The 11,903-nt window shown below is 63.0% G+C and carries 14 protein-coding genes; 4 read left to right on the top strand and 10 right to left on the bottom strand.

The window, feature by feature from the left end:
- From EN742_RS10160 to eno, 6 genes are all read right to left on the bottom strand, one after another.
- Positions 1–495 (bottom strand): biotin/lipoyl-containing protein (locus EN742_RS10160; RefSeq protein ID WP_128332752.1); only part of this gene is annotated, 495 nt, incomplete at its 3' end.
- A 3-nt stretch (positions 496–498) separates the two neighbouring features.
- Positions 499–786 carry a hypothetical protein gene (locus EN742_RS10165; RefSeq protein ID WP_126054626.1) on the bottom strand — a complete coding sequence of 96 codons (288 nt, stop codon included), beginning with the start codon at positions 784–786 and terminating at the stop codon, positions 499–501.
- 12 nt (positions 787–798) lie between these two features.
- Positions 799–2,184 (bottom strand): pyruvate dehydrogenase complex E1 component subunit beta, encoded by a 1,386-nt coding sequence (locus EN742_RS10170; RefSeq protein WP_128332753.1) that lies wholly within the window; start codon positions 2,182–2,184, stop codon positions 799–801.
- 15 nt (positions 2,185–2,199) lie between these two features.
- Positions 2,200–3,240, bottom strand: coding sequence for a pyruvate dehydrogenase (acetyl-transferring) E1 component subunit alpha (pdhA, locus tag EN742_RS10175; RefSeq protein ID WP_127406165.1), 1,041 nt, complete (start codon positions 3,238–3,240; stop codon positions 2,200–2,202).
- Positions 3,241–3,436: 196 nt separating this feature from the next.
- On the bottom strand, positions 3,437–3,760 hold the full coding sequence (locus tag EN742_RS10180; RefSeq protein WP_126054629.1) for a septum formation initiator family protein: 324 nt from the start codon (positions 3,758–3,760) through the stop codon (positions 3,437–3,439).
- Between the two features lie 156 nt (positions 3,761–3,916).
- Positions 3,917–5,191, bottom strand: a complete 1,275-nt coding sequence (gene eno / locus EN742_RS10185; protein WP_127406166.1) for a phosphopyruvate hydratase — start codon at positions 5,189–5,191, stop codon at positions 3,917–3,919.
- A 199-nt stretch (positions 5,192–5,390) separates the two neighbouring features.
- Here eno and EN742_RS39995 point away from each other — a divergent pair, with 199 nt between their 5' ends.
- Positions 5,391–5,513 (top strand): hypothetical protein, encoded by a 123-nt coding sequence (locus EN742_RS39995; RefSeq protein WP_274608485.1) that lies wholly within the window; start codon positions 5,391–5,393, stop codon positions 5,511–5,513.
- Positions 5,514–5,579: 66 nt separating this feature from the next.
- On the opposite strand, the gene EN742_RS10190 is transcribed toward EN742_RS39995, so the two are convergent.
- The 4 genes from EN742_RS10190 to EN742_RS10205 form a co-directional block, all read right to left on the bottom strand.
- A complete protein-coding gene (locus EN742_RS10190; RefSeq protein WP_126054631.1) occupies positions 5,580–5,945 on the bottom strand; it encodes a PRC-barrel domain-containing protein in 366 nt (121 codons plus the stop codon).
- A 70-nt stretch (positions 5,946–6,015) separates the two neighbouring features.
- Positions 6,016–6,222: a dodecin family protein gene (locus EN742_RS10195; RefSeq protein WP_126054632.1), complete on the bottom strand. Its 207-nt coding sequence runs from the start codon at positions 6,220–6,222 to the stop codon at positions 6,016–6,018.
- Between the two features lie 99 nt (positions 6,223–6,321).
- On the bottom strand, positions 6,322–7,164 hold the full coding sequence (kdsA, locus tag EN742_RS10200) for a 3-deoxy-8-phosphooctulonate synthase (protein WP_127422977.1): 843 nt from the start codon (positions 7,162–7,164) through the stop codon (positions 6,322–6,324).
- Positions 7,161–8,039 carry a VOC family protein gene (locus EN742_RS10205; RefSeq protein ID WP_128332754.1) on the bottom strand — a complete coding sequence of 293 codons (879 nt, stop codon included), beginning with the start codon at positions 8,037–8,039 and terminating at the stop codon, positions 7,161–7,163. Before EN742_RS10205 ends, kdsA begins: the two co-directional genes overlap by 4 nt.
- Before the next feature lie 461 nt (positions 8,040–8,500).
- Here EN742_RS10205 and EN742_RS10210 point away from each other — a divergent pair, with 461 nt between their 5' ends.
- Genes EN742_RS10210 through EN742_RS10220 form a run of 3 tightly spaced genes read left to right on the top strand, consistent with a single transcriptional unit; the run spans position 8,501 to position 11,773 of the window.
- Positions 8,501–9,793: a glycosyltransferase gene (locus EN742_RS10210; RefSeq protein ID WP_128332755.1), complete on the top strand. Its 1,293-nt coding sequence runs from the start codon at positions 8,501–8,503 to the stop codon at positions 9,791–9,793.
- Positions 9,790–10,767: a hypothetical protein gene (locus EN742_RS10215; protein WP_127407438.1), complete on the top strand. Its 978-nt coding sequence runs from the start codon at positions 9,790–9,792 to the stop codon at positions 10,765–10,767. The genes EN742_RS10210 and EN742_RS10215 overlap by 4 nt, the downstream gene beginning before the upstream one ends.
- Positions 10,760–11,773, top strand: a complete 1,014-nt coding sequence (locus EN742_RS10220; RefSeq protein ID WP_128332756.1) for a GNAT family N-acetyltransferase — start codon at positions 10,760–10,762, stop codon at positions 11,771–11,773. Before EN742_RS10215 ends, EN742_RS10220 begins: the two co-directional genes overlap by 8 nt.
- Positions 11,774–11,903: the final 130 nt, after the last annotated feature.

Genomic DNA, 11,903 nt, shown 5'->3' on the forward strand with positions numbered 1-11,903 from the left:
ATGCGGGCCCGTGCCGGTGACATTAGCCACATCGACGCCGGCATCCTTGGCGATGCGTCGGGCAAGCGGTGACGCGAAGGTGCGCTCGCCGCCAGCGTGGCCATTAGCAACCGGAGCGGGCTCTGCCTTGGCCGGCGCGGGCGCCACGGCGGCTGCCGGCTTCGGCGCTTCCGCCTTCGGGGCCTCGGCTTTCGGAGCCTCGGCTTTGGGCGCGGCACCGCCATCGCCCTTCGCCGCGGCGCCGGCATCCTCGCCTTCGCCGGCAAGAATGGCGATCAGCGCATTGACCTTGACGCCTTCGGTGCCGGCCGGAACGACCAGCTTGGCGACGGTGCCTTCATCGACGGCCTCGACTTCCATCGTCGCCTTGTCGGTCTCGATCTCGGCGATCACGTCGCCCGGCGAGACCTTATCGCCTTCCTTGACCAGCCACTTGGCGAGATTGCCTTCTTCCATCGTTGGCGAGAGCGCCGGCATGGTGATGTTGATGGGCATCGCTCACTCCTGAATGAATTTGAACAGGCCGCGCATGACGGTCAGCGTGGCGACGATAAACACAGGTGGCAAGACCCCGAAATGAAAGCTGCTTTTACTCATTTCGAGGCTCATCATGCCACCGGTTTGATCAACCTGTGCGGAACCAGTTGCGACAATTGCCAGGACAAGCGAAGCGACGCCGCTGAGCACCAGCAAGACCGCATCGAACTTTCCTGTCATCGAGCGCACGAAAAAGGCCACGGCAATGGTAGGGACAATGACGGCGGCCAGAACCCAGAGAGACGGCATCCGCGTTGTTTCCTAGCGATAGGTGACTGCTTTGACCGCCTCGACGACCTCGCCGACATTGGGCAACGCCAGCTTTTCGAGGTTCGCCGCGTAAGGCATCGGCACGTCCTTGCCGGCGATGGTGATGACCGGCGCGTCGAGGAAGTCGAAGGCGCGCTGCGACACCTGGTTGGCGATATGGTCGCCGACCGAGCTCTGCGGGAAACCTTCCTCGACCACGATCAGGCGATTGGTCTTCTTCACCGAAGCGATGATGGTGTCGAAGTCGAGCGGACGGATCGACCTGAGGTCGATGATCTCGGCGTCAATGCCCATGCCGCGTAGTTCAGCCTCGGCCTTCACCGCATAGGTCATGCCGATGCCGAAGGAGACGATGCTAACGTCCTTGCCCGGCTTGTGGATGCGCGCCTTGCCGATCGGCAGCACGAAATCATCGAGTTTCGGCACGTCGAAGGACTGGCCGTAGAGGATCTCGTTCTCCAGGAAGATGACCGGGTTCGGATCGCGGATCGCGGCCTTCAGTAGGCCCTTGGCGTCGGCGGCCGTGTACGGCATCACCACCTTCAGCCCGGGAACATGGCTGTACCAGGCGGCATAGCACTGCGAGTGTTGGGCGGCGACGCGGGCGGCGGCACCGTTCGGCCCACGGAAGACGATCGGCGCGCCCATCTGGCCACCCGACATATAGAGCGTCTTGGCGGCTGAGTTGATGATCTGGTCGATCGCCTGCATGGCGAAGTTGAAGGTCATGAACTCGACGATCGGCTTCAGGCCAGCCATCGCGGCGCCGACGCCGACGCCGGCGAAGCCGTGCTCGGTGATCGGCGTGTCGACGACGCGGCGCGGTCCGAATTCCTGCAGCAGGCCTTGCGTGATCTTGTAGGCGCCCTGGTACTCGGCGACCTCCTCGCCCATGACGAAGACGTCGCCGTCGCGGCGCATTTCCTCCGCCATGGCGTCACGCAGCGCCTCGCGCACCGTGGTCGACACCATCTCGGTGCCGGCCGGGATGTCCGGATCGGCGGCGACTTCCGCTCTCGGCGCCGCCGCGACGGGTGCCGCGGCCTCGCTCTTGGCCGCAACAGGCGCAGGTGCTGCCGCCTCAGGCCTGGCAGGCTCCTCGCCGATGCCTTCGCCGGCCTTGTCGACGTCCTCGCCGTCAACCGCGATCACGGCGATAACGGCGTTGACCTTGACACCTTCGGTACCGGCGGGAACCACGATCTTGGCGAGCGTGCCCTCGTCGACGGCTTCGACTTCCATCGTCGCCTTGTCGGTCTCGATCTCGGCGATGACGTCACCGGCGACGATCTTGTCGCCCTCGTTCTTCAGCCATTTGGAAAGATTGCCCTCTTCCATCGTCGGCGAGAGCGCGGGCATGAGAATTTCGATCGGCATGTCCTTGCCCTCCCTTTACAGTACGATGTCGGTCCAGAGCTCGGACGGATCCGGCTCGGCGTCGTTCTGGGCAAATTCGGCGGCGTCGGCGACGATGTCGCGGACCTCCTTGTCGATGGCCTTGAGCTCGTCCTCGCTGGCCCATTTCTTGTCGAGCAGCCGCGCCCTGACCTGCTCGATCGGGTCATGCTCGGAGCGCATCTTCTGCACTTCTTCCTTGGAGCGGTACTTCGCCGGATCGGACATCGAATGGCCGCGATAGCGGTAGGTCTGCATCTCCAGGATCAGCGGGCCGTTGCCGGCGCGGCACCATTCGGTGGCGAGATCGGCGGCGGACTTGACGGCGCGCACGTCCATGCCGTCGACCTGGATGCCGGGGATCTTGAAGGAAGCGCCGCGATGCGAGAAATCGGTCTCGGCGGAGGAGCGCGACACCGAGGTGCCCATGGCATAGCGGTTGTTCTCGATGATGAAGATCACCGGCAGCTTCCACAGCGAGGCCATGTTGAAGCTTTCGTAGACCTGGCCCTGGTTGGCGGCGCCGTCGCCGAAATAGGTCAGCGAGACGTTCTTGTTCTCGCGATAGCGGTTGGCGAAAGCGAGACCGGTGCCGAGCGAGACCTGCGCGCCGACAATGCCGTGGCCGCCATAGAAATGCTTCTCCTTGGAGAACATGTGCATGGAGCCGCCCTTGCCCTTGGACAGGCCGCCCCGGCGCCCGGTGAGCTCCGCCATGACGCCGCGCGGCGACAGGTCCATCGCCAGCATGTGGCCGTGGTCGCGATAGGCGGTGATCATCTGGTCGCCTTCGATCAGCGCCATCTTCATGCCGGTGACGACGGCTTCCTGACCGATATAGAGGTGGCAGAAGCCGCCGATGAAGCCCATGCCGTAGAGCTGGCCGGCCTTTTCCTCGAAGCGGCGGATGAGCAGCATGTGCCGGTAGGCGGCGAGCTCGTCTTCCTTGGTGAAGTCGGCAGGCTTCGGGGCCGAGAGCCCTTGTGATTTACCGTCGTTTTTGGATTTGGCAGGCGCTTTTCTGGCGGCGGTGGCCATGCATCACTCCCTGTTGGCGTCTCTTCGCGGACATTTAGAGCAGGATGAAATCCGCTCCGAGGGAGATCGTCTCTCCCCACCGATTTGAGCGAGGCTAACATGCGGGAAAGCATTGCGCCATGCTGAAAAATGCATGGCTGGCATGCGTCTAAGCGATTAAAATCATTGAAAATATAGGCGATTAACTGGAATTCAGTTATTTCGCTGATACCGGCAACATGACGGTGATTTCGTCGGCGTGGGAGAGATTGAGCGCCTTACGAGCCTGCTCGTCAAGCATATCTTTCTCCAGCGTGCCCTCGTGCATGAGCTGGACCCGCCGCTCGAGATCGACCCGGCGCGCCTTGACGGTGTCGAGCTGCGCCTGCAGTTCGACCGCTCTGGCTTGGAGCTGATACTTGGAATAGATGCCGAACTCGCCGTGATAGGCGTGGAAGCCGAAATAGGCCAGGAACAGCACGCAGAGCGAGGGGACGATCAGCCGGCCGGTGTTTCTCTGCTTGTGCTGACGTGTCCACATGATCCAGATCCTCGCGGCCGCGAACCCGAACGGCCCCAGAATCTTTTTCGCTCCATTGTGCTTAATGGACGGTTACGGATGGACGTATCCAGTGCCCCAAAACGAAAAAGGGCGGGGAACGCCCGCCCTTCCTAGACACAACGATGGGATGCCAGATCAGGCCTTGACCACCGACTTGCCGGCGTAGCGTGCCTGCTTGCCCAGCTCTTCCTCGATGCGGATCAGCTGGTTGTACTTGGCCATGCGGTCGGAGCGCGACAGCGAGCCGGTCTTGATCTGTCCGCAATTGGTGGCGACAGCGAGATCGGCGATGGTCGAGTCCTCGGTCTCGCCCGAGCGGTGTGACATCACCGCGGTGTAGCCGGCCTTGTGCGCGGTCTCGACGGCGTCGAGCGTTTCGGTCAGCGAGCCGATCTGGTTGACCTTGACCAGGATCGAATTGGCGACGCCCATGCGGATGCCGTCGCGAAGCCTTGCCGTGTTGGTGACAAACAGATCGTCGCCGACAAGCTGCGTCTTCTTGCCGATGAGGTCGGTCAGGATCTTCCAGCCTTCCCAGTCGTCCTCGGCAAGGCCGTCCTCGATGGTGATGATCGGGTAGTCGGATGCGAGCTTGGCCAGGTACTTGGCCTGCGCCTTCGGATCGCGGGTCTTCTTCTCGCCCTCATAGACGTAGTTGCCGTCCTTGAAGAACTCGGTCGCTGCGCAATCGAGGCCGAGCGCAACGTCCTCGCCCGGCCTGAAGCCGGCCTTCTCGATCGATTCCATGATGAAATCGAGCGCTGAGGGTGCGCTCTTCAGATTGGGGGCGAAGCCGCCCTCGTCGCCGACATTGGTGTTGTGGCCGGCATCCTTGAGCTTCTTGCGCAGCGTGTGGAAGATTTCCGAGCCCCAGCGCACGCCGTCGCGCAGCGTCGGCGCGCCGACCGGCAGGATCATGAATTCCTGGAAGTCGATCGGATTGTCGGCATGCGCGCCGCCATTGATGATGTTCATCATCGGCACAGGCAGCACGTGCGCCTTGGCGCCGCCGACATAGCGGTAGAGCGGCAGGCCGGCCGCTTCGGCCGCGGCCTTGGCGACCGCCAGCGACACGCCGAGGATGGCATTGGCGCCGAGCCGGCTCTTGTTCGGCGTGCCGTCGAGCTCGATCATCGTCTGGTCGATGTGGATCTGGTTCTCGGCTTCCATGCCGCCGATCGCCTCGAACAGCTCGCCGTTGACGGCCTCGACGGCGCGCTGGACGCCCTTGCCGAGATAGCGCGGTCCGCCGTCGCGCAGCTCGACCGCTTCATGGGCGCCGGTCGATGCGCCTGACGGTACCGCGGCGCGGCCCATCGAGCCGTCTTCCAGCACCACGTCGACCTCGACGGTGGGATTTCCACGGCTGTCCAGGATTTCACGCCCGACTATGTCGACGATGGCGGTCATTGCGATGTCCCCGATTGATCGATTGAAGCGTCGCGCCCCTCTTAGCCAAAGTGCCGCAAAAGGCAATCGGGCCGCTCGCAAATATTGCCGCCCGGCCGATTCACGAAGCGCAAATTTCTGTCATCATAAGTCATGCGCGGCACGCCGCTTTCTGGTCTATGATTCTGCTTGCGCGGGGCGAAACAGGAGGAGTTTCGCCATGTCCCAGTTGAGCGGTATCGTGAGTTTGTTCCTGATCGCGGCAGCGTTCCTGACGTCGTGCGACAACCAGCAGCCCCAGCAGGGCGCCGCGCAACTGTCGACACTACAGGCAGCGCAGTAGGATCTTCCAGAAGAAGGGCCCCCGCATGTGCGGGGGCCTTTCGATTGCGACCTGCCGACTTGGCGATCAATGCCAGTAGGGCTTTACGTGGTAGTATTCGAATGACGCATCGCGTGCCGCCTCGCCGTCGGCGCCGGTTAGCTCGTCGATCGAATAGGCCGGGGCGGCCTTGAGCTGCTCCTTCGTGAAAGCGACGACGTAGCCGCCCATATTTTCGTCATAATCGAGGCTTGCCCACGGAATGGCGTGATACTTCTCGCCCATGCCGAGGAAACCTCCGAAGCCGATGACGGCGAACATGATGCCGTTCGACATCTTGTCCAGCATGACGTCCTCAATGCTGCCGATACTGTCGCCTGCGGTATTGTAGACCGACGTGCCGATGACGCGCGAGGCGGCAATGGCTTCGGTGTGGCCAGACGGCGTAGTCATAGTGCTGCTCCTCTCGGTTAATGCCTGTTTTGACAATGAGGGGAGCGGGCGAAGGTTCCCGACTTTGTGCTTAGCTGTCGGTGAGGATGAACGTCACTTTCATGTTGACGCGATAGGCGATGATCTTGCCATCCGCGACGACGATCTTCTGGTCCTGGATCCAGGCGCCCTCGACGTTCTTCAAAGTTTTTGCGGCGCGGGCAATGCCCTTCTCGATGGCGTCCTGAAAGCTCTTTTTGGACGATGACGTGATTTCGGTGACGCGGGCGACAGACATGGCTTCCTCCTGCCAAGACGCACATTTGCGAGGATGAGGGTAACGCCGGGTATCTGCAACCACAAGCCGGCGCACGAATGGCCCGGACCAGCGCTGATGTCAGCGCCCCTTGGCTACGCGGTCGAACGCCATCAGCCTTTCGAGCAATGCCGGAAGGTCCTTCAACGGCACCATGTTAGGGCCGTCGGAGGGAGCATTGTCGGGATCCTGGTGCGTCTCGATGAACACGCCGGCAACCCCGACCGCCACCGCCGCGCGCGAGAGCGTCTCGACGAAGCGGCGCTCGCCGCCGGTCGAGCCGCCCTGCCCGCCTGGCTGCTGCACCGAATGCGTGGCGTCGAAAATCACCGGCGCTCCGATCTCGGCCATGACCGGCAGCGCGCGCATGTCGGAGACCAGCGTGTTGTAACCGAAGGAGGCGCCGCGCTCGGTCACCAGCACATTGGCATTGCCGGACCCGGTGACCTTGGCGACGACATTCTTCATGTCCCACGGCGCCAGGAACTGCCCCTTCTTCACATTCACGACCTTGCCGGTCAGCGCCGCGGCGATCAAAAGGTCGGTCTGGCGGCTGAGAAAGGCCGGTATCTGCAGGATGTCGACATGCGGGGCGACCAATGCGCACTGCTCGTCGGTGTGGACGTCGGTCAGGATCGGCAGCGCGAATTCCATGCGCAAATCGTCGAACACCGGCAGCGCCGCATCCAGCCCGGCGCCGCGCGCCCCGCTCAAGGAGGTGCGGTTGGCCTTGTCATAGCTGGTCTTGTAGACGAGCCCGATGCCGAGCTTTCCGGTGAGTTCCTTCAGCGCGCCGGCCATGTCGAAGGCATGCTGGCGCGATTCCAGCTGGCATGGCCCGGCGATCAGCGACAGCGGCGCGGCGTTCGAGAAGACGACGTTGCCGACGGTCACGGACGGATTGGGCGCCAGGGGTTTGTTCATTTTGTCTCCCGGAAGATGAAGGCGGCGCCCTGCCCGGGCGCTGGCCTGACGATAATATCATTGCCGCTCATGTGATGTGCGATGGCGTTGGCCGCAAGCAGGCGCGCGGCGATGGCGCTGCTGCGGACCGAGAAAACGATGGCGGCAAAGCGCAGATGCGGCGACGCTTCTATCGGAACGTTGCAGCGCGAGGCAAAGGTCCCGGGCTCCAGGACCGTCAGGGTTGCGTTCGGCAACTCTATCGCATCACCTTCCGAACCTTGCTTGCCGGCAGCCGTCGTGAGCAGCCCGATCTGCCCAGAAGGCCTGTCGCTCACAGCGATGACCTCGACGATGCCTGTTACGCCGTTGGCATGCGCCTGCAATGCAGTGCGGTCGATCTTCGGTGCATTGATGCGCTCACAAGCGAAAAGGAAAGCGTCATCGGCATCCTTGCTGGCGCAGAAGGCCAGCTTGAAGGACGCCAAATCGCTCTTGCCGCTCGCATCGGTGAAAGCACGGGAGAAACTCAGCAACTCCCCCGCCGACATCCCGGCTCCGACATAACGAACATGGTCGGCGTCGGCATCGCCGGTCCCGAGCACGACAGCGGAAAAGCCTTCGCCACCGAGGTTCTGCCGGTAGAGACGATCGCGCGCGACGAACACATTGCCTTCGCCTATCGCCCGGTCCGTCTCCAGGTCGTCGCCAACCGCCAGCGGCTCCAGGTAGGTGCCGTCGGCGAAAAAGACACAGCAGTTTTCGGTGCCAAACGGGTGGATGCCGGTCGGCGCCACGACAAAACCGAGTGAACCCAGCCGCACCCGAGCGGCATCCAGGCGCGCTGTCGGCAGCACCAGATGGTCGAGCGGATGAGCCTGCGTCGTTTTGATCATGCCGGCGCGGTGTGCATTATTCCGGAAGTCGGTTCAAGGGGCTCGGCGATGTTGTCCGGCCGGCCTGCCATTCTCCGGCACCGGGGCCAGTCTTGCCATCGCGGAAGGCCACCCTAGCTCACAACCATGGGAAGAACCGTCCTCATGGCCATGACGATTGCGGCGATTGTAATTGTCGCCACGCTGGTGCTGACCGCGCCGAAACGGGGCGGCGTCGATCCGGCCGAGACATCCGCCGTTCAAACAGAGTGAGGCCGCCGGCACCTGCATTTCTTGCGGATGCAACTATATTGCTGGTATAGGCGAATTGTCGTCAACTCTGACTTGAATTGACGACATACGATAAGGTATCCCCGCGTGGGGGTCCTCAAATCTTGCCTTGAATGGATTGTTTGCGCGATTGCGGTTCGCTCCCGGATGGCGATCGTTGCTCCATTTTTAGTGGCTGAATAGAGTGGCAGATGACCGGCGACAGCACGCTCAGGATATTGCGGATCACGCCGCACTTTTATCGGCCAGGCACATGGCCGGTCGCCTTCGATCCGGTCGGCGGCCTGCAGAATCAGACATGGACAATCGCCAACGCGATGGACGAGGCCGGCGCCGCCCAGACCATTCTGACCACGTTCATTCCCGGAAGCCCGAGAGAGGTTCAGCTTTCGCCGAGGATGCGCCTCAAATGCGCAGGCTTCTGGCTGCCGGAGTTCGCCGCCGGCCCGCTGCTCTGCTTCACCTGGTTCCTGGCCGCATTGCCGGAGCTGCTTCGAGCACGCGGCCGCTATGATGTCGTCCATATCCACTTCAACCACTCGGTCTGGTGCCGGGCCATGGCCATTCTGGTCTCCAGGCTGAAGATACCTCTCGTGGTATCGATGAACACGCAGCTCTGGTCCGGGCTCCAGCATGCACTGCGGCTCAAGGGCAAGACGTATGATGTCACCCGCTGGCTGGAACGCTATGCTTTGATGTCGGCCGACCGTGTTGTCGCACTCACCGAGCGTTACGGCAGGGAAGCCGTAGCGGAAACCGGGCTGGATCGCCGCGTGGCGGTGATCGCTGACGCTGTCGACGCCGAAGCGTTCGGCCGTCCGATCGACCCGGACGCGCTTCAAGCCTTTCGCTCCGAGCATGGCATCCCCAAGGGGCGGCCTGTGGTTAGCTTCATCGGCCGCATCAGCCCGGAAAAGGGTTGGCAGGATTTGCCGGCCCTGGCCAAGCGCCTGGCCGAAAAGGGCGTGTTTTTGTTGATTTGCGGCGATGGCCCCGACCGGCGCAAACTGGAAGCGGCGCTTGCCGCCATTTCGCGCCCGGACTGTTTCGCTATCACCGGTTTTGTTTCCCCGACGGAGGTGAAAAAGGCTCTGCAGATTTCCGAAGTCCTGATTCTGCCGTCGCGGCGCGAGGTCCTGGGCAGCGTGTTGCTCGAGGCGATGGCCTCCGGCCTGCCGGCAGTCGCCTATGCCGTTGGTGGCGTCGCCGATGTCGCCGGCAATCCGCCGGCATTGGCATTGGTGCGGGACGGCCAGCGTGACGATTTGATCGCCCGCACGATCGAGCTTCTGGACGAGAATCCACTGCGAAGCACCCTGATCGAGCGCGGGCGCCAACGGGTCGGGGATTTCGCAGTGCATTCGGCGGTTGCCCTCAACCTCGAGCTTTATGCTTCGATCCTGTCGGGATCCGGCATCGGCTCGCGAAACCGGGGCGACGTCCTGGCCTTTCAGGAGGACGGCGGTTCGCCGGACGGCGCTTGATCAATTTCGTCACCACGCGCAGCCACGCCTACACCGTCCGTCATCTGGTCCGCCAATTGGGCGATGCGCGCCGCTGGAGCTACGAACGCCTTTTCCGGCAAAAGGAACTGCGCGCCGGCACTTGGGTCTTCACCGATCACGAACGGCTGTCGTCCTTCGAGATCGCGCTGGCCGCGAAGGTCGCGAACAAGCTCGAGCAAGGCGGCTCGCGGGTGCTCAACCATCCCGCTCGCTTGCGCGGCCGACACGATCTGCTGAAGGCACTGCACGAGGCCGGGATCAACCAATTCTCTGTCTGGCGTTGCGAAAGCCAGCCGCGGCCAAACTCCTTTCCGGTGTTCATCCGCAACGAGTTCGACCATCTGTCGTCCGATTTCGACCTGATCGCCGACCAACAGGCGCTCGACGCAACAATCGCCCGCATGAAGGAGAACGGCATTCCCCTGGCTGGCAAGTTGGTGATCGAATATGCCGGCCAGGAAGTCAGCCCCGGTGTGTGGCAGCGTTTCGCGACCTACCGCGTCGGCTCTCGGCTGATCGCCCACCATAATGCGGTCGACTTCCGCTGGGCAGCCAAGGATGTCGAGGACAAGACCCGTCTTCTTGCCCATCCGATGTTTGGCGCCTTCGTCGAGAATGAGCGCCGTTTCGTCACCGACAATCTCTATGAGGACGTGCTGCGACAGGCCTTTGATCTGGCTGGCATCGACTACGGCCGCGCCGACTTCTCGCTTGTGGACGGGCACCCGCAGATTTTCGAGATCAACACCAACCCGGCGCACGGCTCGCACCGCACGATCTACCGCGAGACGTTCCCGGCCAGGGTCGAGACGCAGCGGCTGAGCGAGGACAGGCTCTATGCGGCCCTGAGCGCCATCGACATGCCGATTGGCGCGGGGATCGCGCTCGACGATCCGGCGCTGCGCACACAGCAGGTATTCAGGCGGCTTTTCCTGGGGTTGAAACGTGCTTGAACGCGCCCTGCGGCAACCGCACCCTGGTGACACGCCGGTCATTTTCGAGACCGCCGACCGGTTTGATTTCGGCTCGCGGGAATTCCGCCTGCTTTTCAATCGTGCCCGGGCAACGGCTTTCCAGCATCCCGATTGGTTGACGGCCTTCTATCGCCATCTTGTGCCGGCGCATGGCGTCGAGCCGCTGGTGGTGACCGGCCGGGATGCCGCCGGCGACCTCCAACTCGTCGTGCCGCTTGTGCGCCGCCGCGCGGAGGACGGATCTCGCTCGATCGAATACGCCTTCCTTGGTGTCACCGACTATGCCTGTCCGATCGTTGCCGAAGGCCTTTGGCTCGACGAGAGGACCGCGCAGGCCTTTCACCATGCCCTAGGTTCCCACGCCGGGCTGAAAATCGGTCCGGTCCATCACCAGCATGTGCAGCAATGGCGCTCGCTGCTGGGGAGCGAGCCGCTGGCGCTTGGCTTCGGCGCGCATGCCGTGCGCTATGGCTTCCCCTATGGCGAATGGCGGCGCGCCAACCTGGGCAGCCATCGAGCGGCGGCGCTTGATCGCAAGGCACGCCGTCTCGATGATACAGGCGCGCTTCGGCTGGAGCTCCTGGAATGCGATGCGGTGCGCTCCGCAATGATGGCGGGACGCGATTTCCGGTCCGGGCGCTTTCCGGATGATCCGCTGCAGACGGCGCATGGTCTCGAATTCTACATTGATGTCGCCACCAGCGGAGCGCGCTCCGGCCTGGCTCAAACCTGGCACCTGGTTTCAGGCGAGAGCACGGTCGCTCTCGTTTTCGGGCTGATCGACAAAAGCAGCTTCCGCTACATTCTGCTCTGCTGCAACTACGTCGCCCATGCGCGCTATTCTCCGGGGCGCCTCGCGCTGGACCGCGTCATGGCGGCTTGGGCGGCCAGCGGCGGCGAGACTTTCGATTTCACCATTGGCGACGAGCCTTTCAAGGCCGATTTCGGCTGCACTCGAACCCCCATGCACGAGTTCCGCCTGTGACAGCCTTGCCGAATTCCTTGCCAGTCGCACAGGGAGAAGTCGTCACCCCCCGGATCGCGGTGGTTATCCCGGCCAGGAACCGCCGCGGCAGCCTGCCGCGCACCCTGGAATCGGTCCTGTCCGATCCTCG

The sequence above is a fragment of the Mesorhizobium sp. M4A.F.Ca.ET.020.02.1.1 genome, assembly GCF_004022645.1.
GTDB lineage: Bacteria > Pseudomonadota > Alphaproteobacteria > Rhizobiales > Rhizobiaceae > Mesorhizobium.

Bases quoted from the DNA above. Each gene is read 5' to 3' on its own strand.
- EN742_RS10165 (WP_126054626.1), bottom strand. From the start codon at position 786: ATGCCGTCTCTCTGGGTTCTGGCCGCCGTCATTGTCCCTACCATTGCC.
- EN742_RS10170 (WP_128332753.1), bottom strand. From the start codon at position 2,184: ATGCCGATCGAAATTCTCATGCCCGCGCTCTCGCCGACGATGGAAGAG.
- pdhA (WP_127406165.1), bottom strand. From the start codon at position 3,240: ATGGCCACCGCCGCCAGAAAAGCGCCTGCCAAATCCAAAAACGACGGT.
- EN742_RS10180 (WP_126054629.1), bottom strand. From the start codon at position 3,760: ATGTGGACACGTCAGCACAAGCAGAGAAACACCGGCCGGCTGATCGTC.
- eno (WP_127406166.1), bottom strand. From the start codon at position 5,191: ATGACCGCCATCGTCGACATAGTCGGGCGTGAAATCCTGGACAGCCGT.
- EN742_RS39995 (WP_274608485.1), top strand. From the start codon at position 5,391: ATGTCCCAGTTGAGCGGTATCGTGAGTTTGTTCCTGATCGCGGCAGCG.
- EN742_RS10190 (WP_126054631.1), bottom strand. From the start codon at position 5,945: ATGACTACGCCGTCTGGCCACACCGAAGCCATTGCCGCCTCGCGCGTC.
- EN742_RS10195 (WP_126054632.1), bottom strand. From the start codon at position 6,222: ATGTCTGTCGCCCGCGTCACCGAAATCACGTCATCGTCCAAAAAGAGC.
- kdsA (WP_127422977.1), bottom strand. From the start codon at position 7,164: ATGAACAAACCCCTGGCGCCCAATCCGTCCGTGACCGTCGGCAACGTC.
- EN742_RS10205 (WP_128332754.1), bottom strand. From the start codon at position 8,039: ATGATCAAAACGACGCAGGCTCATCCGCTCGACCATCTGGTGCTGCCG.
- EN742_RS10210 (WP_128332755.1), top strand. From the start codon at position 8,501: ATGACCGGCGACAGCACGCTCAGGATATTGCGGATCACGCCGCACTTT.